Raw genomic sequence first — 23,080 nt, 5'->3', positions numbered from 1 at the left:
CGATACCCCAGCCCAGACACCGCAAGGGACCGCATCATGACCGACACGCCCGACCGCCCCGGCAGCACCGCCGCCCGGCTGGAAATTCGCACCGCCGAACCCCGCGACGTGCCCGGCATCGTGGAACTGTCCCGCCGTGTCTATGCCGACCAGGGCCCCTATACCCATGGCCAGATCGCGGGCCAGATCAACGCCTTCGCCAAGGGCACCTTCGTGGCGCTCTATGACGGGCAGGTGGCCGGCTACGCCGCCACCCTGCGTGTCACGCAAGCCCGCGTCATGGCCCAACACACCTGGGACGAGGTCACCGGCGCCGGCTATGCCAGCCAGAACAACGCCCGCGGCGACTGGCTCTACGGGATCGAGGTGATGGTGGATCCCGCCCACCGCCGCCTGCGGCTGGGCAAGCGGCTCTACCAGGCGCGCGAACGGCTCTGCATCGATCTCGGGCTGCGCGGCATCGCCTTCGGCGGGCGCCTGCCGGGCTTCCGGCGCCACCGCAAGACCCATCCCGACCCGCAGGCCTATATCGACGCCGTGCGCGGCGGCGACCTGCGCGATCCCGTGATGGCCTTCCAGATGAAGGCCGGGTTCATGCCCGCCCACGCCCTGCCCCGCTACGCCCCCGAGGACAAGGCCTCCGGCGGCCACGCGGCGCTGATGCTCTGGCACAATCCCTATTACGAAGACCCCGACGCCGCCCAGCCCATCACCCGCACCGACCCGGAGGTCGTGCGCGTCGCCGCAGTGCAGCTTCAGGCCCGCACCCTGCGCGACACCGACCAGTTCTACGCCAACGTGGACTACTTCGTGAACATCGCGTCCGAATACGGCGCCGATTTCGTAGTCTTCCCCGAACATTTCACCCTGCAGCTGCTGTCCTGCGAAGCCACCGAACTGCCGCCCGAACAGGCGATCCAGCGGACCTCGGACCACACGGCGGAGTTCGTCGAACGCCTGCGCGCCATGGCCATCGGCCGCGCCATCAACATCGTCGGCGGCAGCCACGCCACCGTCACCGATGACGGCGACATCCACAACGTGGGCTATGTCTTCCTGCGCGACGGCACCGTGCACACCCAGGAAAAGCTGCACCCCACCCCCGACGAACGCGCCTCGTGGCACATCAAGGGCGGCGACAGCGTGGACGTGATCGACACCGATTGCGGCCCCGTCGGCGTGCTCATCTGCTATGACAGCGAATTCCCCGAAGCCGCCCGGCGCCTTGCCGACCAGGGCGCGCGGGTGATCTTCGTGCCCTACAATACCGACACCCGCCACGGGCACCTGCGCGTGCGCTATTGCTGCCAGGCCCGCGCGGTGGAAAACCAGTGCTACGTCGTGACCGCGGGCATGGTCGGAAACCTCGACAACGTCAGCAACATCGACATCCAGTACGCGCAATCCGCGATCCTGACGCCTTGCGATTTCCCCTTCGCCCGCGACGGCATCGCCGCCGAGGCGTCGGAAAATGTCGAGATGATCATCGTCGCCGACCTCAACCTCGCCACCGTGCAATGGGCGCGGGCCCAAGGGTCGGTGCGCAACCTGCGCGACCGTCGCTTCGACCTCTACCGCACCCGGTGGGCCGACGGGGGCTGAGGCCGGTCGAAGACCCGTCAAACACGGATCCCGCAGGTCAACAGCCTGCATATCTTGCCGCGCAGAATCGCGCCCTTCTGCACAGCACCCCGCGCCCTACCCCGCGCGCAGCGACACCCGGTGCCCTGCACCAAAAACCTGCGTCACCGCCGCCTCCAGCGGCGCCGCCAGATGGGTCGCCACATAGGACGTGACGAACGCATTCGGTGCGTGCAGGCACACGGCCCCGCCCTCGCAGCCTGCCAGCGACAGCCGCTGATACCAGTTGGCAAAATCCTCGGGGCTTTCGGCGGCAAGCCTCTCCAGCACCGCCTGCCAGCGGGGATCGACCCCTTGCCCCGCTGCCTCGGGCGCACGCGGTCCGGCGAAATCCACCCGCAGGACGTTGCCCGGCGCTTCCCGCCCCGCACGCTGCGCCAGCAGCCGCCCGGCCCGATCCGCGAAATCCGGGCCGACACACTCCCAGACCGGGCGCGAGCGCTCCTCCAGCACCGCAAGGTTCAGCCGGTAACTTGCGACCCGGCCCCGGACGCCCGCCCGCACGATCTCCAGCAGCCCCGACGCCACCAGCCGCTTGACCTCGCGCTTCGCCGTGCGCGGATCGACCCCCCAGATCCGCGCCATCTCCGCCTGCCCGATCGACAATTCGTTGCGCTGCCAGTTGTATCGCGCCGTGATCAACGCGATCAGCCGCAGGGCCGACACCTGCTGCACCGTGCTGCCGTGCAAGCCGGCAATGGCCAATGCCGTCAGGATGTCATACTTGTGAACCCCGGCACCGGGGCCCGTCATGCGCACGGGTTGCATCGCTACTCTGCCTCTGTCGGATCGCGCTGATCGCCACGATTCTCGTTACGGGGATTGAGCAGGAAATCCCGTTTTCTGTCAAACGAAAAGGAAAACCGGGATTTCAGACCTCTGTATCCTTCCTCGAAAAGATCTTGGGGTTATAGGTGTAGCGGGACACCATATGTCACCCATTCGGTCGCAAGCTGTCACCCTATCCTGTCATGAGGTGACAGTGCTGCCACCCAATCTTGCGGTGATCTCGCGCAAATCGTTTGTCCCTTCCGTGCAATCTCCCGTTCTTTCCGGCCGTTCCGGAAAAAATCATGTTTTGCAAAATTCGGAAAATCCCGCTATTCCAATTCCAGCAGGCAAGAACACGAGGCACCCGATGCGGGATCATACCGACCTTCAATCCATGAACGAACGCAGCCTCGCGCAGCAATCCGCGGTGCGCAAGGCGACCTTCTCTCCGGCGGAGGTGAAATCCCTCCGCGCCTTCTCGATATGGGAGATTTCCAGCTTCATGTTCAACGTCCCCGCCGACACGTTGCGCAAGAAGCTGGCCGACGATCCCTCCCTGCCCCAGGGCATGACCCAGGACGACGGCCGCCAGCGCTGGTTCACACTTGAGGAAATCAACGAACTGCGGCGCCGGGTGCGCTTCCGCGGCAAGTCGCTGTTGCCCGACCGACCCAAGGGCCGCGCGATGCGCGTCGCCGTCAGCAACTTCAAGGGCGGCGTCGGCAAGACCGTGGTGGCCCAGCACCTCGCCAATGCCGCCGCGCTCGACGGCTACCGGGTGCTGTGCATCGACTTCGACCCGCAGGCGACGTTGACCCACTCCATGGGCCTGACCGAGGTGAAGGAATGGCACACGGTCTGGGGCATCATGTGCCGCGATCTGTGCCGCGAAGCCGACCGGATCGCCGCCGGCTACGACGACCCCGACGACTGCCCCTACCCGTCCTCGGACGAACTGCCCGAGGACGTGCAGTCCATCGGGGCGCAACGCTTTCAGGACTTCATCCAGAAAACCTGCTGGCCCACCATCGACATCATTCCGTCCTGCGCCAATGCGGCCTTCGTCGAATTCGCCTCGGCGCAATACCGGTCGCTCCACAAGGCATGGTCGTTCTTCGGCTGCGTCGACCGTTATCTGGACGAATTGCCGGACGACCAGTACGACCTCATCATCTTCGATTGTCCCCCGGCCATCGGTTACCAATCCCTGAACGCGGCGTTCGCCGCCGACATCCTCTACATCCCCTCCGGTCCCGGCTACTGGGAATACGACAGCACCACCAGCTATCTCGGCCAGCTCGGCGACGCGATGGCCGACATCTCCGACGGGTTCGGCGCGCTGGCCGAAGATGCGGGGATCACCCTGCCCAAGACGTTCCGCGACGTGCGGCTGCTGATGACCCGGTTCGAGCCGGCCAATCCGCTGCACGTCGCGATGATGGGTGCGTTCCGCAACGTGTTCGGCGACGACGTCTGCGACCATCCGATCGAGATGACCCGCGCGGTGGAGCAGTCGGGCCGCTTCCAGATGTCGGTCTACGAACAGGACTACCGGCAGATGACCCGCGACACGTGGAAACGCGCGCGGCAAAGCTTCGACCGTGCCTATGACGAATTCCGCGGCACGCTGCTCGCGGCATGGCGCGACCATGCCGACAGCGTGGCGCAGACGAAGAAGAGGGCCTGAGATGACCGGCAGCAAGAACAAGTTCGGCTTCGATCCCATCGATCCGAAACCGGCGGCGAAGCGCGAACGCAATGTCGGCCCCATGGGCGCCGCGGTGCGCGAGGCGGCGGCGAGCCTTGCGGAAACGACCGAGGCCAAGATCGAACAGCGCCGCAAGAACGCCGAGGACGCCAAGGCGTGGCGCGCGGCGGAAGCACAGGGCAGGGTGCTCGTCACGCTCCTGCTGAGCGACGTGGCGACGGACGATCTGCCGCGCGACCGGCTCGACCTGGAGGCGGTCGCGCGATCCGACGAGATGGAGGAGTTGAAGGCATCCATCCGCGCGCGCGGGCAACGCGAACCGATCGAGGTCTACCGCGATGCCACCGGGCAATACCAGCTCAAGAAAGGCTGGCGGCGCCTGACCGCGCTGAAACAGTTGCTGGCGGAAACTGGCGAGGATGATTTCCTGCGCGTGGTCGCGCGGGTCGAGCCGGGCGGCGAGGCGACCACGCCGGACCGGGTCTCACGCTATATCGACATGGTGGAGGAGAACGTGGTCCGCGAGGATCTGACTTTCGCCGAGATGGCGCAGGTCGCGATCCAGGCCGCGCGCGACCCGGAGGTGGAGGGCGACCACCCTGATGCCATGGTGGGCCGGCTTTACGCGTCGCTGCACAAGATGAAGCGGTCCTATATCCGCAGCTTCGTGTTCCTGCTGACCGAACTGGAAGGCGCGCTGAAGTGGCCGAAGGCGGTGTCGCGGAACCTTGGCGTCGATCTGGCGCGGGTTCTGAAGGCGCAGCCGGATCGCACGGCGATGCTGCGCCGGTCGCTGACGGCTTGCGCGGCGCCCGAGGATCAGGCGGAGACGCTGGCGTTCTTCCTGCGGTCGAGCCAGAAGTCCGCAGCGGCGGCCAAGGCCCCGCGGGAGCGGCGCGAGAAGTACGAGTTCCACGTTGGCAGCACCAAGGTCACGGCGCGCAGCGGCGAGTGCCGGATCGTGAGCACGCGGGATTTCGCGGACGTGCCGCGCGACCGGCTGGAACGCGCGATCCGGGCCTTCGAGGCGGAGCTGGAGGCGGAGCCGCCGCGGCCGCGTAACCCACGGGTTACGTCGCTTTGAGGGTAACCCATGGGTTACGGCCGCACATTGGGTAACCCGTGGGTTACCCCGGATGGCTGCAATCCAGCCTGACTTATGTGCATAATGGTTGCATTATGCACATTGCGGCTCGCGTCTCCGCCGGTTCCCGCAGGCTGGCGGGCAAGGCCGGGGCGGTGTAAGGCGGTGCCATGACACAGGATATCCGCCCCCGGCCCGACCCTGACACGGCGCCCGCCCTTGCCCGGTCGATCCTCGAAGCCTTTGCAACCGCGCACCGCGCGGGCTGCGATGCGGCGCCTGTGGATGCCGCCGCAGCCTATGCGGTGCAGGCCGCGGTGGCCGCGCGGCGCGGGCCGGTGGCGGGGTTCAAGACCGCGCGCAAGCCCGGACAGCCGCAGATCATGGCGCCGATCATGGCCGGAGACGTGATCGACAGCGGCACGTCCATGGCCAGCCTGTTCGGCGGGCCGCTGGGGATCGAACTGGAGCTTGGGCTGCGGATCGCCGCGCCGCTGCCCGACCCGGACGATCAGGATTTCGTCAAGGCGCTTGGCGGCTGCGTTGAGCCGCTGGCGGTGATCGAACTGGTGGATACGCGGCTGGACGGTCCCGCCGCGACCGACCCCCTGAGCAAGCTGGCCGACGCGCAGATCAACGCGGCGCTGGTGATCGGCCCGACGCTGCGCGGCTGGGACGGCGGGCCGCTGACGGGGGCCATGGCGCGGATGACGGCGGGGGAGGACACCCTGCTGGATGGCCCCGCCACGGTGCCCGGCGGCGATGCGCGCGAGACGCTGCACGCGCTTGCGGCGATGATCGGGGGGCATTGCGGCGGTCTGAAACCGGGACAGATCGTCATCACCGGATCGCTGCACCCGTTGACCTATGTCGCGCCCGGCACGCCGGTGGACGGCTGGATCGACGGCTGCGGCACGGTGTCGGTTCGGATCGACTGAGCGGGGCAGGGGGCGTGGTTTCGCCGTTTCCCGGCGGGGGAAATCGGGTAAGGCTGCACAATGGCTGACGATCTGACAGGGTCCTATATCGCCCGCATTCGCGCGGTCCTGCACGCGCTGCACCCGAGCGAGCGCAAGCTGGCGGAAACGATCCTGTCCTTTCCGGGCGAGATCGCGAGCTATTCGGCGACGGAACTGGCGCAACTGGCCAACGTGTCGAACGCGACGGTCACGCGCTTCGTGCGCAGGCTGGGCTATGGCAGCTTCGACGAGGCGCGGCAGGCGGCGCGGGCCGCGCAGCAGGCCGGCGCGGCGGTGTTCCGCACCCCGGTCGATGCCGCGGGGCCGGAGGCGGCGCTGGCGGCGCAGATCGCGCAGGGGCGGCTGAACGTCGAGAACAGTTTCGCCGCGCTGTCGCTGGCCGAGGTCGACGCGATCGCCGACGCGATGCTGGGGGCCGACCGGGTCTGGGTGCTGGGCTTCCGCACCGCGCAGGCGTTCGCCGTCTACCTGGGCGCGCAACTGGGGCAGGTGCTGCCCAATGTCACGCTGCTGCCGCAGGCGGGGCAGACGCTGGCCGAAAGCCTGTGCAGCATCCGGGCAGGCGACGTGGTCGTGGTCTTCGGGCTGCGCCGGACTGTGCGCCCCTTCGCGGCCGTCTGCCGCGAGTTGGGCCGCGGGCCCGCGCGCTGCGCACTGGTGACGGATATCGCGCCGGGGCAGGGGGCCGATGCGGCGGGGTTCGCGCCGGAATGGCGGATGCGCGTGCAGACGACGGCGCCGGGCGTGCTGTTCAACCATGCCGCGGTGCTGGCGCTGTGCCACCTGCTGGCGACACGGGTGCTGGAACGGTCCGGCCCGGCGGGGCGCAAGCGCCTGCTGGCGGTCGAGTCGCTGCACGATTCGCTGGACGAGTTATAGACCGCACCCCCGGAATCGCCCGAAACCTGTTCAATCGCCGTGCAATGGTGCCGCCGGAAGCGGCAATCCGGGGCTGGCTGGCAGAAACCGCTTGTGAAAATCATTTTTCATGAAAGTATATTGAGAAAATAACTTACCGAAGTCTGGACGGGTCGGTGTGACGGCCCGCGGACACATACCAACCGGAGGTTACACCATGCCGTTTGCCAACTATCGCACGATCCGCGCGACCCTTGCCGCCACGGCGCTGGGGGCGTGCCTGCCCATGGCCGCGCTGGCCAATCCGACCGTGCTTCAGATCAATTCGTCGCTGCCGGACGGCAGTTTCGCCCATGTGTTCCTTCAGGAATTCGAAAGCCGGGTCGAGGCGGAGTTGCCCGACGACATCGATGTGCAGGTCTTCATGGGCAACACGCTGGGGTCCGAAGAGGACGTGTTGCAGGGGCTGGGTTTCGGCACGCATCATGCATCGCTGTCGGCGTCGGCGGTGGTGCAGATCAACCCGCGCGCGGCGGTGTTCGACCTGCCATACCTGTTCGAGAACCGCGAGAAGGTGCAGGATTTCGCGGCCTCGCCCGCGTTCGATCTGCTGGCGGAGGGGTTCGCGGGGCAGGGCATGGTTCTGGCGGCGCTGTGGGACAACGGGTTCCGGGTCATCACCAATTCGGTGCGCCCGATCGTGACGCCATCGGATCTGGAGGGTTTGAAGATCCGCACGCCCACCAGCCGCCAGCGGGTCACGATGTTCAACACGCTGGGCGCGAACGCCACGCCGCTGTCCTTCGGGGAGGTGTATTCCGGGCTCGACCAGGGTGTGATCGACGGGCAGGAGAACCCCGCGCAGGTGGTGCAGAGCGCGCGGCTGTATGAAGTGCAGGAGTACATGTCGCTGTCGAACCATGTCTACCTGCCGACCTTCCTGCTGTTCGGGGAGCCGTTCCTGAATGGGCTGGATGCCGACGTGCGCGAGACGCTGCTGCGCATCGCCGCCGAGACGGCGCCCTGGACATTCGCCTGGGGTGACGAGACGGATGCGCGGGTTGTGGAGGAACTGTCGGCGGAGATCGCCGTGAACGAGGTCGATTTCGCGGCCTTCCAGGCGGCGGCCATGCCGCTGTACGACGACCCGGTGTTCACGGACGCCATCGGCCCCGAGATGATCGCGGCCACGCGCGCGGCGTTGGGCCTGAACTGAGCCTGAACTGAGCCGGTTGGCGCGGGTGATCCCGCCCGCGCCCGTTTCCCCCGACATCTGCAAGGAACCGCCATGGATCCCCTTGGAAAGACCGTGATCGTCGTCGATCGCTGGATGTGCCGCGTGCTCGATCTGTTCGTGATCGTCGTGGCGGGCATCCTTCTGGTGCTGCTGAACTATGCCGTGTTCGCGCGGTTCATCCTGAACGCGTCGGTGTCGTGGGGGGAGGAGTTGCCGGCGCATATCCTGGCGATGCTGACCTTCATCGGGGCGGCGTATCTGACGCGGACGAACGAGCATCTCGGGTTCGATTCCGTGGCGCGGAGCCTGCCGCCTGCCATGCAGCGGGTGGTGGTCTGCGTGAACCAGGTGCTGATGGGGGGCTTTGGCGCCGCGCTGATGTGGTTCGGGGGGCTGGCGGCGATCAGCTTCACGGGGCGCACGCTGATTTCCGTGGACCTGCCCATGGTGCTGTTCCGCGGGGCGGTGCCGGTGGCGGGGGCGCTGATCCTGTGCGTGTGCCTCGTGCGGCTCGTGGGGCTGGTGCTGGGCCAAATCCATCCCGACGACCTGCTGCCCGAGGGGGACGACTGATGTTCATGGAACCCGGATACCTGATCCTGATCCTGCTCGTGGCGCTTTTGATGATGGGCGTGCCCATCGCTTATGTGCTGGGCGTCACCGCGTCGGTGATGATCTTCCTCGACCCGGCGGTGGTGCCGATGATCATCGGGCTGATCCCCTTCGGCGGGGCAAACAATTACCTGCTGGTCGCGGCATTGCTGTTCATGATCGCGGGGGAGGTCATGAACCAGGGCAAGATCGCGGAGAAGCTGATCGCCTTCGCCGCGTCGCTGGTGGGGCATATCCGCGGCGGGCTGGCGCATGTGAACATCCTGACGTCGCTGTTCTTTTCCGAGATCTCGGGGACGGCCACGTCGGACGCGGCGGCCATCGGGTCCGTGATGATCCCGCAGATGAAGAAGCGCGGCTATTCGGCGGCCTTCGCGGCGGCGGTCACGTCCACATCGGCCACGATGGCGATCATCGTGCCGCCGTCGCTGAACCTGATCCTCTATGCCTATGTCGCCAACGCATCCATCGCGGAGCTGTTCGCGGCGGGCATCCTGCCGGGCTTCCTCGTGTGCTTCCTGCTGCTGATGACGGCCTACGGGCTGGCGGTGTGGCGCGGCTATCCGACCGAGGGCGCGTTTTCATGGGCGCGCGTGGGTGAGACCGGCAAGGACGCCGCCCTGCCGCTGACCCTGCCGATCCTGATCCTGCTGGGCATCCTTGGCGGCATCTTCACCGCGACCGAGGCGGGGGCCGTGGCGGCGCTGTGGTCCATCGTCATGGCCTCGACCATCTATCGCACGCTGAGCTGGGCGAGCTTCGTCGATACCCTGCGCATCGCGGGCAAGCGCAGCGCGATGCTGATGTTCATCGTGGCGACATCGACCCTGCTGGGCTGGTACCTGACCAACCAGCGCATCCCGCAGGACATCGCCGAGGCGATCCTGGGGATTTCCGAAAGCTACTGGGTCGTGCTGCTGGCGATCAACGTTTTCTTCCTGCTGGCGGGGACCATCGTGCATGGCACGCCCGCGATCCTGATGCTGGTGCCGATCTTCCTGCCGCTGGCGGACCAGCTAGGCATCGACCGGGTGCATTTCGGGCTGATCGTAACGATCAACCTTGGCATCGGGCAGCAGACCCCGCCGGTGGCATCGGTGGTGCTGATCACCTGTTCCATTGCCAAGATCACCATCGGGCAGATCATCCCGCCGCTGATGTGGTTCATCGGGGCGATGCTGGTGGCGCTGGCGCTGATCAACATCTTCCCGGCGATCTCGTTGTGGTTGCCTTCCGTGCTGCTGGGGTGACGGGATGCGACTTCTTGTAGTGAACCCCAACGCGTCGCCTACGGTCACGGCACGCATCGACGAGGCGGCGCAGGCGGCCTGCCTGCCCGGCGAGCGGATCACCACGATCTGCGCGCGCGGCGCGCCCGAGCTGATCGTGACGCCCGAGGATGCGCGCGCGGCGGAGGGGGCCGTGACCCGCACGCTGGCCGACTGGACCGGAGAGGTGGACGGGATCGTGCTTGCATCCTTTGGGGATACCGGGCTGGAGGCCGTGCGCGCCATGACCGCGCGGCCCGTGGTGGGCATTGCGCAGTCGGCCTATGCCATGGCGTCGGTGATCGGGCCGCGCATGGCCATCGTGTCCTTCGCGGCCGCCATGGCCGACGCGCTGCGCCGCACCGCCGAGGGCTATGGCCATGGTGGGCGGCTGTGCGCGATGCACATGGCCGAAGGGCCGGTGCCGGACGATCCCGGCGATATCCGCGAGGTGTTCGCGCCGCAGATCCTGGCGCTGTGCCAGCACACGGCGCGCGCGGATCGGGTGGACAGCATCGTTCTGGGCGGCGGGCCGCTGGCGGGGCTTGCGGCGCGGTTGCAGCCGCGCGTGCCGGTGCCGGTCATCGACGGGACGACCGCGGCCATCGCCACGCTGCGGGTGGCCCTGGGGACCCGCGCGCCCGACCGGCAGGCCGGGGCGGTGCCCGCCTGACCGATGGGGCAGGCGCGCAGGGACGGAGTGCGGTTCGGGCTGATCCTGTCGGCCCATGCGCTGGGGGCGATGTCGCTTCTGTCGGTGCTGACGGCGGGGCCGCGCATCGCCGCGGATCTGGGCCTGACCGCGGTGCAGGTGGGTGCGCTGGCGAGTTTCTATTCCGCGGCACTGGCGGCGGCGTCGCTGCCCGGCGGGCTGGTCAGCGACCGGCTGGGCACGCGCCGCGCGCTGGCGCTGGCGGCGGCGCTGGTCGCGACGGGTTTGGCGATTGCGGCGAGCGCGCGGGGCTTCGCGCCGTTGGGCGGTGGCGTTGCGCTGTGTGGTCTGGGCTACGGGGTCATCAACCCCGCCGCCGGGCGCGCGGTGACGCTGTGGTTCACGCCCGCATGGCGCACGACGCTGATGAGCCTGAAACAAACCGGCGTGCCGGGCGGGGCGGCGATCGGCAGCGCCACGGCGGCGCTTGGGGCCGCATGGGGCTGGCAGGCGGGTATCTGGGCGGCGGCGCTGGTGGCGGCGTGCCTGTCGGCGCTGTTCGTCGCGTTCCTGCCGCGCGACCGGGTGGCGCCGGGTCGTGGCGTGCCGTTCCGGCCCGTGGCGACGTTGCGCGCCGTGCTGGGCCTGCCGGGGCTGGGGCGCGCGAACCTGGCCGCCGGGCTGACCAATGGCGGGCAATTCGCGCTCTGGGCGTTCCTGCCGGACCTGATCCAGCGCGGGGCGGCAGGGTATGCGCTCGCGCTCGGTCTGGGGGCGCTGCATCTGGGCACCTTCGCGGGGCGCGTGTTCTGGGGTGTGGCCGCCGACCGGCTGTTCGGCGGCGATGCGCGGGCCGCATTGCGCTGGCTTCTGGTCGTGGCCGTCGCGGGGGCCGGGACCCTGTGGGGTGCCGGGGCGCTTGGAATGCCGGGGCTTGTCGCCGGGGCGGGGTTCTTGCTGGGATTCACCATCTGCGCCGCCATTGGCCTGCATGTGGCGGTCACGGCGGGGATCGCGCCCGCGGACCGGCTGGGCGGGGCCATCGGTTACACCATGCTGGTCACGAACCTTGGCGGGGTTCTTGTGCCGCTCGCGCTGGGGGCGGTGCTGGCGCGGTTCGGCGTGGCGGGCTTTGCCTTGGGTCTTGCGGCGGCGGCCCTGCTGGCGCTGGGGCTGCTGGCGGGGTCCGGGCGCCGGGCCTGACCCGGATGTGAGTTGCGTTTCGGGGCTGGCGCGGGTCTGGTCCGGCCAATGCATGGGGGACCGCCGATGACCGACACGATGCGCTGCGCCGATCTGCTCGCCCGCCGCCTGTTCGATTCCGGTATCCGCCATGCCTTCGGTATGCCGGGCGGCGAGGTGCTGACCCTGGTCGATGCGCTGGAGCGCGCGGGCATCCGGTTCGTGCTGGTGCGCCACGAGAACGCGGGCGGGTTCATGGCCGAAGGCGTGCACCACGCGACGGGCGCGCCGGGCTTGCTGGTGACGACGGTGGGGCCGGGGGCGCTCAACGCCGTCAACGTGGTGGAGAACGCGCGCGAGGACCGGGTGCCGCTGATCGTGGTCACCGGGTGCATCGACGCGGCGGTGGCGCAGCGGTACACGCACCAGGTCGCGGACCAGCGCGCGGTCTTCGCCGCGGTGGCGAAGGCGAGCCTGACCATGGACGCGGGCGCGGCGGAGGTGATCGCGGATCGTGTGGTGGCGCTGGCGACCACGGGCCAGCCGGGGCCGGTGCATATCGACCTGCCCATCGGCGTGGCAGAGGCCCCGGTCGTGGCGGCACCCGCGCTGCGCCGTCGTCTGGTGATGCCGGTGGGGCCTGCGCCGGGGCCGGGACTGGAGGATCTGCGCGCACGGGTCGCCGCGGCGGCGCGGCCGCTGATCGTGGCGGGGGTGGACGCGCTGAACGGCGACGCGGGCGCGGCGCTGCGGTCGGCTGCCGAGGCGCTGGGGGCGCCGGTGGTGACGACCTACAAGGCCAAGGGGCTGCTGCCGGAAAGCCATCCGCTGTCGCTGGGCGGGGCCGGCCTGTCGCCGCGCGCCGATGCGATCCTTTTGCCGGTGGTGGCGGCGGCGGACGTGGTGCTGCTGGCGGGGTACGATCCGGTGGAGATGCGCACGGGCTGGCAGGACGCGGTGGACCCGGACCGGCAGACGGTCATCGACATCTCCGCCGTTCCAAACACCCATTACATGCACCAGGGCAGTGTGAACATCGTGGCGGATGTGGCGCCGACCCTTGCGGCACTGACCGAGGGCGTGGCGGTGCGCGACCGCTGGACCGGGGGCGAGATCGCGGCGGTGCAGGCGGCGCTGGCCGAAGCGTTCGCGCCGGAAGCCGACTGGGGACCGGGTGCCGTGATCGCCACCTGCCAGAGGGTGCTGCCCGGCGACACCCGCGCCAGCGCCGACAGCGGCGCGCACCGCATCCTGCTGTCGCAGATGTGGCGCTGCGATTATCCGCGCGCGCTGGTGCAATCCTCGGGGCTGTGCACGATGGGCTGCGCCGTGCCGCTGGCCATCGGGGCGCAGGTCGCGGAGCCGGAGCGGACGGTCGTGTCGTTCTCGGGCGATGCCGGGTTCCTGATGGTTGCCGGGGAACTGGCAACCGCCGCGGATCTGGGGCTGCGCACGATCTTCGTGGTGTTCGTGGACCGGTCGCTTGCGCTGATCGAGATGAAGCAGCGCGCGCGGCAATTGCCCAACGCGGGCGTGGATTTCGGGCGGACGGATTTCGCGGCACTGGGGCGGGCGATGGGCGGCGCGGGCCATGCCGTGCGGTCGGTCGCGGAGCTGGAGACCGCACTGGCGGCGACGCCGCGGGCCGATACGTTCACCGTGATCGCCGCCGAAATCGACCGTGGCGCCTATGACGGGCGGTTCTGACTGGGGAAACTTGCGGCACCGGGCACACGGGCGGTCACATCTGCGCGGGCGCGGCGGTGTCGTGATGTCAATATGGCCATGTGCAGACTAGCTTGGACTTGGGGGCGGCGCGTGCTGTCCCGCGCCCGAATCACGAAAGGCCGGACTGTGAGCGACGATATCTGCCGTGCCGAAACGGGCCTCGCCACCGCCGAGGCGCTTGCCGCCTGGAACGCGATGGTGCGCGCCGTGCTGGCCCACGGCGCGGCGGCGCCCGCCCACCTGGCCACCGTGCTGGAACATGAGCCGGATGCGCCGATGGCGTTGGCCGCACGGGGCCTGTTCTGCCTGATGCTTGGCCGCAGCGAGATGGTGGCGGCGGCGCGCGGGTCCTCTGCCGAAGCGCACCGGGCGCTGGCGACCCGTGGCGGCCCTGCGCGCGCCGCGGCATGGCTGTCCGCGCTGGATGGGTGGCTTGACGGATCGCCGGGGGCCGCCGTGTTCCATCTTGAGGGCGTGCTGGCGCGCAACCCTTCCGACACGCTGACGGCCAAGGCCTGCCACGGGGTCCGGTTCATCATGGGTGACGCGGGCGGCATGCGGCGGTCGATCGAGCGCGCGCTGGCTGGGCACGGCGCGGATCACCCTTTGCGGGGCTTCGCGCTAGGGTGTCACGCCTTCGCGCTGGAGGAAACCGGGGATTACGCGGCAGCCGAAGCCACCGGGCTTGCGGGGCTGGACCTCGCGCCCGACGACGCGTGGGGGCTGCACGCGGTGGCCCATGTCCACGACATGACGCACCGGCCCGACGCGGGTATCGCGCTGATCGAACGCAATGCCGCCGCCTGGGACCACTGCAACAACTTCCGCTACCATGTCTGGTGGCACAAGGCGCTTCTGCATCTCGACCGCGGCGAGCATGATCTGGCGCTGTCGCTGTACGACACGCGCATCCGCGAGGACAGGACCGACGATTATCGCGACATGGCGAACGCGGCGTCGCTGCTGGTGCGGCTGGAACTGGAGGACGTGCCCGTGGGCGACCGCTGGGGCGAGTTGGCGGATCTGGCCGAGGCGCGGGTCGGCGACGGCTGTCTTGTCTTCGCCGATCTGCATTACATGCTGGCGCTGACCGGCGACGCGCGGCCCGATGCCGCCGGGCGCCTGCTGGCGCAGGTCGCGGGCACGGGGCGCGACCGGACCGAGCTGGGGCGCGTCGCGGCCCATCCGGGCGTGACGGCGGCAGAGGGGCTCGCGGCCTTCGGGGAGGGGCGGTACGACCGGGCCTTCGCGCGGTTGCAGGCCGCGCGGGCGCATATGCAGACCATCGGCGGCAGCCACGCGCAGCGCGACGTGTTCGAACGCATGACCGTGGATGCGGGCATCCGGGGCGGGCGGCTTGACGATGCGGCGGCGATCCTTGCAGCGCGCACGGCGCTGCGGGGCGGGCATGCCGACAGCTTCGCGCGGACGCGGCTGGACCGGATCGCCGATGCGCGCCGGGTCAGCAACCGGGCGGCGGAATAGCCCGTGTCCCTGCGGTTTGCCGCGACGGGCGCGTTCATGCTGCTGGCCGCCGGGACGGCACTGGCACAGGATCCGGGCTGCGGCGGGGCCGCGGCCCCCTGCGAGATCGCGGGCGGCAGTTATCGCATCGTGCTGCCGGATGGCGCGGCGGACGGCATGGCCGCGCTGGTCTTTCTGCATGGCTGGGGCGCCAGCGGGCAGGGCGTGCTGCGCATGACCGGGCTGGTCGAGACGGCGCTGGCGCGCGGCTATGCCGTGATCGCGCCCGATGGCGTGCCGCGCGCATCGGGCAACGGGCTGACATGGGGCTTCCACCCCGACCGCCCCAGCCCGCGCGACGAGATCGCGTTCCTGCAAGCCGTGGCCGACGACGCGGCGGCGCGCCACGGGATCGACCGCGACCGGATGCTGCTGGGCGGCTTTTCCATCGGCGGGTCGATGGCCAGTTACGTCGCCTGTGCCGCGCCGGGGGCCTTTGCCGCCTATGCCCCGGTGGCGGGCGCGTTCTGGGTGCCCGTGCCCGAAGCCTGCGCGGGGCCGGTGGACCTGCTCCACACCCATGGCTGGACGGACACGGTGGTGCCGCTGGAGGGCCGCGTGCTGCGCGACGATGGCGAGAGCGGGGTCTTTGCGCAGGCGGATGTCTGGCAGGCGATGCAGGTCTGGCGCGCGGCCAATGGCTGCCGCCCCGATGCCAGCGGCCACACGCAGGCGGACGGTTTCTGGCGAAAAAGCTGGACTGGCTGCGATAGCGGCCGGCGGCTGGATTTCGCGCTGCACGACGGGGGGCACGGCGTGCCGCCGGGCTGGACGGCCATGACGCTCGACTGGTTCGCGGCGCGCTGAAAGGGGCCGTGCCGGGCGCGACCCGTGCGTCGTGGTATCCTGATCGCCCGTGTCATGCTACGCCTGAAAATCGTGCATGTTCGGGCGGAGGCGACGCGATGACATCTGGCGCTCCGAGGCAGGTCCTGAGCCAGAGGATCGCCGCGCAGCTTGAGGAACGGATCCTGCTGGGCCGAATCGCGGCGGGCGCGCGGCTGGACGAGGTCGCGCTTGCGCGCAGTTTCGGTGTGTCCCGGACACCCATCCGCGAGGCGCTGCAAAGCGTCGTGGCGCGGGGTCTCGCGGTGCGGCTGCCCTATAGGGGTGTCCTGGTGAGCGAGATTTCACCCGACCGGATCGACCAGCTGTTCGAGGCGATGGGCGAGATCGAGGCGCTGTGCGGCCGTTTCGCGGCGGAGCGCATGACGCCGGAGGAACGCACGGCGCTGCGCGCGCAGCACGCGGAGATGTCGGTTCTTGCGGGCGCGGGCGATGCCGAGGGTTACGAGGCGGCGAACACGCGGCTTCACCAGATCATCTATGCCGGAAGCCACAACGCGGATTTCGCCGAGATGGCCGAGGCGATGCGGCTCAGGCTGTCGCCATTCCGCCGGTCGCAGCTTGCCGACGCCCCGCGCATGGACCGGTCCGATGCGGAGCATGCCCGGATCGTCGCGGCCATCGTGGGCGGCGACGGGCTTGCCGCGGAAAGCGCCCTGCGCCGGCATCTTCTGAGCGCCGCACAGACCATGCGCGAGAAGTGGCGCACCCTGCGGGCCGAGCCCGTGCCGCCGCGGTCGCGGGCGTCCTGACTCCGGGGCTGTCAGAACCGGCGCAGCGTGATCCCGGCGTCTGCCAGACGCGCGCGCAGGTGGCGGGCCATGTCCACCGCTTCTCGCGTGTCGCCATGCAGGCAGATCGTGTCGATCCGGGCAGGCAGGTGCGTGCCCTGCGCCGTGATGATCGCGCCCGCGTCGAGCATGGCGAGGATGCGGTCCGCCACGGTGCCCGCGTCGTGCAGCACCGCGCCCGGTTCGCGCCGGTCGAGCAGCAGGCCGGTTTCCGCATAGGCGCGGTCGGCGAAGATCTCGTGCGCGATGGGGCCGCCGAGGTTTTCCGCGGCGCGCTGCTGTGCCGTACCCGCGATCACCATGAGGATCAGGTCCGGGTCCACGGCGCGGGCGGCGGCATAGCAGGCATGGGCGAGCGTTTCGTCCTCCGTCGCCATGTTGGCCAGCGCGCCGTGCAGCTTCAGGTGCCGCACATGGCCACCCGCGGCGCGCGCCATCGCCTGCGCGGCCCCGAGTTGATAGGCCGTCAGGTTCGCGGCCTCGCTGTTTGTGATCTGCATCCGGCGGCGTCCGAAGCCCTGAAGGTCGGGCAGGCCGGGATGGGCGCCGATGCCGACGCCGCCCGCCACGGCGCGGGCCATGGTCGCGGCCATGGTGTCCGGGTCGCCCGCGTGGAACCCGCATGCGATGTTGGCCGAGGTGACGATATCGAGAAGCGCGCCGTCCGCGCCCATGGGCCAGGGACCGAAGCTTTCGCCCATGTCGGCGTTGAGGTCGATGGCTCGGGTCTGTCCGGTCATGGGGTCGGCTCCGGTTCCGGGTCGTGTCCGGCGGTGACGCCGCTGACCAGTTGATAGGCCAGCAGGTCCGGGATGTCATGGGGGTCGCGGATGAGCGGGCGCAGATGACGGTACAGGTCGGCGCGGCGGGCGGTCTCCGTGGCTTCGGCCGCGCGGGCCTGATCGAGCGGCACGAAGGCAAAGCGCAGGCTTGCGCCGGGCGGGGCCTGCACGAGATTCGGCAGGTCGCAGGGCAGCACCGATCCGATGCGCGGGTAACCGCCCGTGGTCTGGCATTCCGCCAGCAGCACGAAGGGCGTGCCGTCCCCGGTGATCTGGATGTCGCCGGGCACCACCACGTCTGACAGGATCGACAGCCCGCCCTGCGCCGGGAACTGCCCGCCGGTCAGCCGCTGGCCCATGCGGTTGCCGCGCGCGTCGCGGGACAGGGTGGCATTGGCGAAGCGGTCGCGGGTGGCGTCGTCGAACAGCGCCGTCTGCGGACCTTCGACGATGCGGATCGTGCCGCCGTCCCAGCGGGGCAGGGGTGTCAGCGTCAGCCCGGTGCGGGTGCCGGTGTCGTCGCCGGTGGGCAGGGTGTCGCCCGCGTCCAGCATCCGCCCGATCCCTGCGGCGAGATGCGCCGACCGGCTGCCGAGCACGCAAGGCGTGGCGATGCCGCCGCCCAAATGCAGGTAGCCGTAGCCGCCGCCGCGCGCGGCGATGTCGAGGCGCGCGCCCTGCGGGATCGCGTGGGAGGCGTGCCAGGCAAGCGGGCTCCCGTCGCAACTGGCGGACATGGGCGCGCCGGTGAGCGCGATGCGCAACGGGGTTTCGGCGCGCAAAGCGACGGTGCCCGCGGCGATTTCAAGTGCCGCAAGATCGGCGGACTGGCCCAGCAGGGCGGCGCCTTCGGTCAGCGCGAGGCGGTCCATCGCCCCCCCGCGCGACAGCCCCTGCGAGAGGTATCCGGGGCGGCCCCGATCCTGCACCGTGATGCCGCCCATCGCGCGCAGGACGGTCAGGGCCACGGGATCACCTCGGCCCCGCCATCCGCGCGCGCAGCCTCCAGCCCTTCGCGGTCGGTGGCGGCGAACAGCACCGCGTCGCCGGGGCGCAGCAGGAACGGGTCGGTTCGGTCCGGGTCGAACAGGCGCGCGGCGGTCTGGCCGACGTGCCGCCAGCCGGTTGGCGAGGCGACCGAGAACAGCACCACCTGCCGGATCGCAACGGTCAGCGCGCCGGGTGGCACGCGCGGGGACAGCCCTTCCTGCCGGGGGATATCCCAAGCGTCCGGAAGCTGCCCCAGATAGGGCTGGCCGGGGGCGAAGCCGATGGTCTGCACGCGCAGGGGTTCGGCCGTCAGGCTTTCGACCGCCTCGTCGGGCTTGAGACCGGCGAGGTCCGCGGCCTCGTCCAGTTGCGGGGCGAGGTCCGTGCCGAAGACGGCCGGCACCCGCCACAGGCGGCGGCCCTCGGGCAGGGGGGCCTGCGTCCAGTCCCGCTCCGCCAGCAGCGCCGACAGGCAGGCCGCGAAGGCGTCGGGGTCCGTTCGCGGCAGGTCGAGGCGCACCAGCACCGACACCGGGCCGGTGGAGACCTCGGCCAGCCCCGGCGGGTCGGCCCTCGCCACCGCCGCGGCAAAGGCTAGGGCTGCCCGGTTGGCCGGCTCGGTCAGCCGGTCCGCGAAGCGGATCAGCAGCCCGTCCACGCCCAGAGTTGCGATCTGTGGGGCGATCTGCGGTGCGGCGTCTGTCATGCCCATGGCCTAGCGCAGGGTTTCCGGCAGGAACAGGGCGATCTGCGGCATGGCGATCAGGGCCGCGGCCATCACGAGCATCACGACGACGAAGGGGATGGCGCCCACCATCACCTCGGACATGCGCCCAGATCGCCGCGCGCCTTGCACCACGTAAAGGTTCAGACCCACGGGCGGCGTGATCAGTGCCATCTCGATCAGCAGGATCATCAGGATGCCGAACCACACCGGGTCATAGCCCTGCGCGATCACCAGCGGCACGATGATCGGGATCGTCACCACCATCAGCGACAGGGTTTCGATGAAGAAGCCCAGCACGATGTAGATCAGCACCACCACGAGGATCGTGCCCAGCGGCGACAGGCCCATGCCTTCCATGAAGGCCGACAGTTCCGCGCCCAGCCCCGCGCTGGCCAGCGTGAAGTTCAGGAACGATGCGCCGATCACCACGAGCATGATCATGCAGGTGATCTTGACCGTGCCAAGGCAGGCCGCGCGCAGCATTCCCAGCGAGATCGACCCGAAGAGCGCCGCCATCAGCAGGGCACCGGCGACACCCACGGCGGCGGCCTCGGTCGGGGTGGCCCAGCCCTGGTAGATCGAGCCGACGATCAGCGCGAAGAGGATCAGGATCGGCCCCAGTTCCAGCAGCGCGCGCAGCATCTGGGATAGCGGAAAGGTCCGGCGCGGGCCGCCAAGCGCGGGGCGCCATGTGCAGATCAGCGCGGTGATGGCCATGAACCCGAGCGCGAGCCCGATGCCGGGGATCAGCCCTGCAAGGAACAGTTGCGGGATGGATGTCTGGGTGAGGAAGCCATACACGATCAGGTTGATCGACGGCGGGATCATGATGCCCAGCGTGCCGCCCGCCGCGATGGCCCCCGAGAACAGGCGCGGGTCGTATCCCAGCTTTTCCGCCTGGGGCATCGCGACGGTCGCCACGGTCGCGGCGGTGGCCACCGAACTGCCCGAGGTTGCGGAAAACAGCGTGGCGGTGGCCACGTTGGCGTGCACCAGCCCGCCGGGTAGCCAAGACACCCAGCGGTCGAGCGCGCCATAGGTCCGCGCCGCGATGCCGGACCGCACGAGGATCTCGCCCAGCATGACGAAGAACGGGATGGCGATCAGGGTGGAATTGTTCGAGGTGGACCAGACCATGTTGCCCAGGCCCCGGATCAGCGGGAAGGGCGTGAAGAACGTGTCCACCCCGAAGCCCAGAAGGAACAGCACGATGCCCACGGGGATGGACAGGCTGAGCAGGCCCAGCAGGCCGAATGTCAGCGGCGCGATCATGCCTCGGTCTCCGCTTCGGATGTCATGCCGATGGCGGCTTCGGCGGCGTCCGTGTCGCGGTGCAGCACCATCCACAGTGCGCAGAGGAACGTGACCCACGCTGTCAGCGCGAACCACACCCAGCCCGCGAACCACGGCCCCTGCACCAGCGCCAGCGGCGTTTCGAGCGCGGAGTTCGACCGGCTGTCATTGGCGATGGACCGCGCCAGCACCGGCCAGGATTGCAGCGCGATCAGGCTGACGGTGCCCGCCAGTGCGAGCAGCGCCACCAGATCCAGCACCCCGCGCAGCCGCCCATGAAGCTGGCTGCGCAGGATGTCGATGCGGACATGGCCCAGTTCCAGAAGGGCAAAGGCCATGCCCCAGCTTGTGGCGATGGCCATGACATAGCCAGAGATGTCATCGGTCCCGCCCAGCGACCCCCCCGCACGGCGCAGCCCGATATCGAGCATCACCACGCCCGCGCAGGCCAGAAGCCCCGCGCCCACCAGTAGGGCGATCCAGCGGTTCACGCGGCGCAGGATGTCGAGCGCTTGCAGCGCCGTGCCGGGGGCGGCCATCAGTTGACCGTCACGCCGACGGCGGCACCGACGCTGTCGTTCCAGCGCGCGACCCAGTCGTCACCGGCGCGGTCGGCCCAGTCGGGCAGCACGCGGGTTTCCAGAACCTCGCGGGCGCGGGCCATGTCGGCCTCGGACACCTCGACCAGAACCATGTCGCGCGTCTCGCCTGAGGCGCAGTCGCCGGTTCCGGTCAGGCAGGCCACGTCATTGGCGAGCGCACCCGCGGCTTCGGCCCAGACGGGGGTTTCGAAATCCTCGGCCAGACGGGTCTGGATCAACTCCTGCTGTTCCGCGCTCAGGCTGTTCCAACGGTCCATGTTCATGGCCGTGACGACGGAATCCCAGCCGCCCAGCGGGATCGGCATGAGATGGGTGGAGACCTCCCACCAGCCCGCGCTGTAGCCCGACCCGGCGCCCGTGACGCCGCAATCGATCACCCCGCGCTGGAGCGCGCCCGGCACCTCGGAGAAGCTGACATTGACGCTTTCGGCGCCGAGCGCTTCGAGGAACATGGCCGTCATGCGGCCCGATCCGCGCACCTTCAGACCCTGAAGGTCGTCGAGGCTGTTCACCTCGGCGTTGCAGAACACGACCTGCGGCGGGTAGGGCACGATGGCGAGCACATGGGCGTTGAACCGCTGCGCGAAGATGTCGGCCACCATGGGGCGCGCGGCATCGACCATGGTCCGCGCCTCGGCGGCGGTCATCGCCAGCAGCGGCACGTCCAGCCCTTCAAGCTCGGGCGCGTCGGCGACGGCGTAATCGGCCACGGTCATGGCCACGTCATAGACCCCGTCGCCCAGCAGCCGGTAGACGTCGCCCACGCCGAGATTCATCTGGTTGTGGGTGGTCAGCGCCACCTCGATCCCGCCGTCCGACGCGGCAGGCAGGGTTTCCGACCAGAACGGGGCCTCGTGCTGGATATGCAGCGGCAGGCCGGACCAGGACCCGACCACGGACAGGGTTTCGGCGGAAAGCGGCGTGGCCAGCGCCGTGGTGGTGGCCAGAAGGGCGAAGGTGCGAGTCATGGTGTTTCTCCTGTTGGGGTCGGTTATTGATGTGCCGGGTCGAGCGCCGCGGCGTCGTCGGGAACGTCGGTGATCAGCATGTGGCCGGGTTTGTGCGTGATGCAGAAGGCCGGGCGCGCGGCGGTGATCGCGGCCTGCGGCGTGACCCCGCAGGCCCAGAACACCGGCACATGACCCGCGGGCACCGGGGCCGGATCGCCCCAGTCGGGGCGGTCGAGGTTGGTGATGCCGATGGCCGAAGGGTCGCCCGCATGCAGCGGCGCGCCATGGGCATGGGGGAAACGGGCCGAGATCGCGCGCGCCTCGTCCACCCGGTCTTCGGGGATCGCACGCATGCTGACCACGGTCGGCCCCATGAATGGCCCGGCGGGGGCCGTGGGGATGCTGCTGCGGAACATCGGCACGGTGCGGTCGTTATCGATGTGCCATTGCGGGATGCCCGCGGCCTGCAACGCCGTCTCGAAGGTGAAGGAACACCCCAGGGCGAAGGCCACGAGATCGTCGCGCCACAGGTCCGCGATATCGGTGGTGCTGTCCGCCAGCACGCCGTCGCGGTAGACGTTATAGGCTGGCAGGTCGTGGCGCAGGTCGAAATCGCCAAGCGCGTCGATCCGCGGGCTGCCGGTGTCGGACACACCCACGAGAGGGCAGGGGCGCGGGTTTCGGTGGCAATAGCGCATGAAATCGAGCGCGTGGCTTTCCGGCAGAATCACGAGGTTCGCCTGAAGGAAGCCGGGGGCCAGCCCGGCGGTGTGGCCCATATAGGCGCCGTCGCGAATCGCGCGGCGCAGGGTGGCGGGATCCGCCTGCCTGAGTTGGGCATAGGACATGGGTTG

General features: G+C 69.6%; 22 protein-coding genes. 14 read left to right on the top strand and 8 right to left on the bottom strand.

The genetic code is table 11. The annotated features are described in order from the left end of the window. Window positions 1-36 precede the first annotated feature (36 nt). Window positions 37-1,602, top strand: a complete 1,566-nt coding sequence (locus DDE13_RS03115; RefSeq protein ID WP_111401354.1) for a bifunctional GNAT family N-acetyltransferase/carbon-nitrogen hydrolase family protein — start codon at window positions 37-39, stop codon at window positions 1,600-1,602. A gap of 96 nt (window positions 1,603-1,698) precedes the next feature. Here DDE13_RS03115 and DDE13_RS03110 read toward each other — a convergent pair whose 3' ends face one another. Continuing rightward, window positions 1,699-2,409: a DnaA N-terminal domain-containing protein gene (locus DDE13_RS03110; protein ID WP_111401351.1), complete on the bottom strand. Its 711-nt coding sequence runs from the start codon at window positions 2,407-2,409 to the stop codon at window positions 1,699-1,701. Between the two features lie 370 nt (window positions 2,410-2,779). Between DDE13_RS03110 and DDE13_RS03105 the strand changes: the two genes are divergently transcribed. The 13 genes from DDE13_RS03105 to DDE13_RS03045 all read left to right on the top strand — a co-directional run bounded on the left by DDE13_RS03105 (window position 2,780) and on the right by DDE13_RS03045 (window position 16,843). Then, entirely contained in the window at window positions 2,780-4,099 is a 1,320-nt protein-coding gene (locus DDE13_RS03105) for an AAA family ATPase (protein ID WP_111401349.1), read from the top strand. Window position 4,100: 1 nt separating this feature from the next. Further along, a complete protein-coding gene (locus DDE13_RS03100) occupies window positions 4,101-5,204 on the top strand; it encodes a ParB N-terminal domain-containing protein (protein ID WP_111401347.1) in 1,104 nt (367 codons plus the stop codon). Window positions 5,205-5,374: 170 nt separating this feature from the next. Further along, complete coding sequence (locus DDE13_RS03095; protein ID WP_111401344.1) at window positions 5,375-6,142, top strand: 2-keto-4-pentenoate hydratase; 768 nt, start codon at window positions 5,375-5,377, stop codon at window positions 6,140-6,142. A gap of 60 nt (window positions 6,143-6,202) precedes the next feature. Beyond that, on the top strand, window positions 6,203-7,063 hold the full coding sequence (locus tag DDE13_RS03090) for a MurR/RpiR family transcriptional regulator (protein WP_111401342.1): 861 nt from the start codon (window positions 6,203-6,205) through the stop codon (window positions 7,061-7,063). Window positions 7,064-7,259: 196 nt separating this feature from the next. After that, entirely contained in the window at window positions 7,260-8,258 is a 999-nt protein-coding gene (locus DDE13_RS03085) for a TRAP transporter substrate-binding protein (RefSeq protein ID WP_111401340.1), read from the top strand. A gap of 72 nt (window positions 8,259-8,330) precedes the next feature. Then, window positions 8,331-8,852 (top strand): TRAP transporter small permease, encoded by a 522-nt coding sequence (locus DDE13_RS03080; RefSeq protein ID WP_111401338.1) that lies wholly within the window; start codon window positions 8,331-8,333, stop codon window positions 8,850-8,852. Further along, complete coding sequence (locus DDE13_RS03075; RefSeq protein WP_111401336.1) at window positions 8,852-10,141, top strand: TRAP transporter large permease; 1,290 nt, start codon at window positions 8,852-8,854, stop codon at window positions 10,139-10,141. Before DDE13_RS03080 ends, DDE13_RS03075 begins: the two co-directional genes overlap by 1 nt. A 4-nt stretch (window positions 10,142-10,145) precedes the next feature. After that, entirely contained in the window at window positions 10,146-10,832 is a 687-nt protein-coding gene (locus DDE13_RS03070) for an aspartate/glutamate racemase family protein (RefSeq protein WP_162630837.1), read from the top strand. A 27-nt stretch (window positions 10,833-10,859) separates the two neighbouring features. Continuing rightward, window positions 10,860-12,014, top strand: coding sequence for an MFS transporter (locus DDE13_RS03065; protein WP_162630836.1), 1,155 nt, complete (start codon window positions 10,860-10,862; stop codon window positions 12,012-12,014). Between the two features lie 66 nt (window positions 12,015-12,080). Then, window positions 12,081-13,700, top strand: coding sequence for a thiamine pyrophosphate-binding protein (locus tag DDE13_RS03060; RefSeq protein WP_111401330.1), 1,620 nt, complete (start codon window positions 12,081-12,083; stop codon window positions 13,698-13,700). Between the two features lie 147 nt (window positions 13,701-13,847). Further along, complete coding sequence (locus DDE13_RS03055) at window positions 13,848-15,206, top strand: tetratricopeptide repeat protein (RefSeq protein ID WP_111401327.1); 1,359 nt, start codon at window positions 13,848-13,850, stop codon at window positions 15,204-15,206. Window positions 15,207-15,209: 3 nt separating this feature from the next. Next, complete coding sequence (locus tag DDE13_RS03050) at window positions 15,210-16,052, top strand: alpha/beta hydrolase family esterase (RefSeq protein ID WP_235868565.1); 843 nt, start codon at window positions 15,210-15,212, stop codon at window positions 16,050-16,052. A gap of 98 nt (window positions 16,053-16,150) precedes the next feature. Further along, the gene (locus DDE13_RS03045; RefSeq protein ID WP_111401325.1) at window positions 16,151-16,843 is read left to right on the top strand and encodes a GntR family transcriptional regulator; all 693 of its coding nucleotides are present in this window, start codon (window positions 16,151-16,153) and stop codon (window positions 16,841-16,843) included. An 11-nt stretch (window positions 16,844-16,854) separates the two neighbouring features. On the opposite strand, the gene DDE13_RS03040 is transcribed toward DDE13_RS03045, so the two are convergent. The 7 genes from DDE13_RS03040 to DDE13_RS03010 are packed head-to-tail and all read right to left on the bottom strand — an operon-like array spanning window position 16,855 to window position 23,074. Continuing rightward, window positions 16,855-17,622: a LamB/YcsF family protein gene (locus tag DDE13_RS03040; protein WP_111401323.1), complete on the bottom strand. Its 768-nt coding sequence runs from the start codon at window positions 17,620-17,622 to the stop codon at window positions 16,855-16,857. Further along, window positions 17,619-18,632: a 5-oxoprolinase subunit C family protein gene (locus tag DDE13_RS03035; protein ID WP_328587832.1), complete on the bottom strand. Its 1,014-nt coding sequence runs from the start codon at window positions 18,630-18,632 to the stop codon at window positions 17,619-17,621. The genes DDE13_RS03040 and DDE13_RS03035 overlap by 4 nt, the downstream gene beginning before the upstream one ends. Beyond that, complete coding sequence (locus DDE13_RS03030; protein WP_111401470.1) at window positions 18,623-19,360, bottom strand: 5-oxoprolinase subunit B family protein; 738 nt, start codon at window positions 19,358-19,360, stop codon at window positions 18,623-18,625. The genes DDE13_RS03035 and DDE13_RS03030 overlap by 10 nt, the downstream gene beginning before the upstream one ends. A gap of 9 nt (window positions 19,361-19,369) precedes the next feature. Next, the gene (locus DDE13_RS03025; protein ID WP_111401321.1) at window positions 19,370-20,653 is read right to left on the bottom strand and encodes a TRAP transporter large permease; all 1,284 of its coding nucleotides are present in this window, start codon (window positions 20,651-20,653) and stop codon (window positions 19,370-19,372) included. Beyond that, the gene (locus tag DDE13_RS03020) at window positions 20,650-21,213 is read right to left on the bottom strand and encodes a TRAP transporter small permease subunit (RefSeq protein ID WP_111401319.1); all 564 of its coding nucleotides are present in this window, start codon (window positions 21,211-21,213) and stop codon (window positions 20,650-20,652) included. Before DDE13_RS03020 ends, DDE13_RS03025 begins: the two co-directional genes overlap by 4 nt. Beyond that, window positions 21,213-22,244 carry a TRAP transporter substrate-binding protein gene (locus DDE13_RS03015; RefSeq protein ID WP_111401317.1) on the bottom strand — a complete coding sequence of 344 codons (1,032 nt, stop codon included), beginning with the start codon at window positions 22,242-22,244 and terminating at the stop codon, window positions 21,213-21,215. Before DDE13_RS03015 ends, DDE13_RS03020 begins: the two co-directional genes overlap by 1 nt. A gap of 23 nt (window positions 22,245-22,267) precedes the next feature. After that, window positions 22,268-23,074, bottom strand: coding sequence for a putative hydro-lyase (locus DDE13_RS03010; protein ID WP_111401315.1), 807 nt, complete (start codon window positions 23,072-23,074; stop codon window positions 22,268-22,270). Window positions 23,075-23,080 lie beyond the last annotated feature (6 nt).

This window comes from Meridianimarinicoccus zhengii (assembly GCF_003254465.1).
Taxonomy (GTDB): domain Bacteria; phylum Pseudomonadota; class Alphaproteobacteria; order Rhodobacterales; family Rhodobacteraceae; genus Meridianimarinicoccus; species Meridianimarinicoccus zhengii.
The sequence above is the reverse complement of the archived record's forward strand: the minus strand, read 5'-3'. Positions and strand labels throughout refer to the sequence as shown.

Bases quoted from the DNA above. Each gene is read 5' to 3' on its own strand.
- DDE13_RS03115 (WP_111401354.1), top strand. From the start codon at position 37: ATGACCGACACGCCCGACCGCCCCGGCAGCACCGCCGCCCGGCTGGAA.
- DDE13_RS03110 (WP_111401351.1), bottom strand. From the start codon at position 2,409: ATGCAACCCGTGCGCATGACGGGCCCCGGTGCCGGGGTTCACAAGTAT.
- DDE13_RS03105 (WP_111401349.1), top strand. From the start codon at position 2,780: ATGCGGGATCATACCGACCTTCAATCCATGAACGAACGCAGCCTCGCG.
- DDE13_RS03100 (WP_111401347.1), top strand. From the start codon at position 4,101: ATGACCGGCAGCAAGAACAAGTTCGGCTTCGATCCCATCGATCCGAAA.
- DDE13_RS03095 (WP_111401344.1), top strand. From the start codon at position 5,375: ATGACACAGGATATCCGCCCCCGGCCCGACCCTGACACGGCGCCCGCC.
- DDE13_RS03090 (WP_111401342.1), top strand. From the start codon at position 6,203: ATGGCTGACGATCTGACAGGGTCCTATATCGCCCGCATTCGCGCGGTC.
- DDE13_RS03085 (WP_111401340.1), top strand. From the start codon at position 7,260: ATGCCGTTTGCCAACTATCGCACGATCCGCGCGACCCTTGCCGCCACG.
- DDE13_RS03080 (WP_111401338.1), top strand. From the start codon at position 8,331: ATGGATCCCCTTGGAAAGACCGTGATCGTCGTCGATCGCTGGATGTGC.
- DDE13_RS03075 (WP_111401336.1), top strand. From the start codon at position 8,852: ATGTTCATGGAACCCGGATACCTGATCCTGATCCTGCTCGTGGCGCTT.
- DDE13_RS03070 (WP_162630837.1), top strand. From the start codon at position 10,146: ATGCGACTTCTTGTAGTGAACCCCAACGCGTCGCCTACGGTCACGGCA.
- DDE13_RS03060 (WP_111401330.1), top strand. From the start codon at position 12,081: ATGACCGACACGATGCGCTGCGCCGATCTGCTCGCCCGCCGCCTGTTC.
- DDE13_RS03045 (WP_111401325.1), top strand. From the start codon at position 16,151: ATGACATCTGGCGCTCCGAGGCAGGTCCTGAGCCAGAGGATCGCCGCG.
- DDE13_RS03040 (WP_111401323.1), bottom strand. From the start codon at position 17,622: ATGACCGGACAGACCCGAGCCATCGACCTCAACGCCGACATGGGCGAA.
- DDE13_RS03030 (WP_111401470.1), bottom strand. From the start codon at position 19,360: ATGACAGACGCCGCACCGCAGATCGCCCCACAGATCGCAACTCTGGGC.
- DDE13_RS03025 (WP_111401321.1), bottom strand. From the start codon at position 20,653: ATGATCGCGCCGCTGACATTCGGCCTGCTGGGCCTGCTCAGCCTGTCC.
- DDE13_RS03020 (WP_111401319.1), bottom strand. From the start codon at position 21,213: ATGGCCGCCCCCGGCACGGCGCTGCAAGCGCTCGACATCCTGCGCCGC.
- DDE13_RS03015 (WP_111401317.1), bottom strand. From the start codon at position 22,244: ATGACTCGCACCTTCGCCCTTCTGGCCACCACCACGGCGCTGGCCACG.
- DDE13_RS03010 (WP_111401315.1), bottom strand. From the start codon at position 23,074: ATGTCCTATGCCCAACTCAGGCAGGCGGATCCCGCCACCCTGCGCCGC.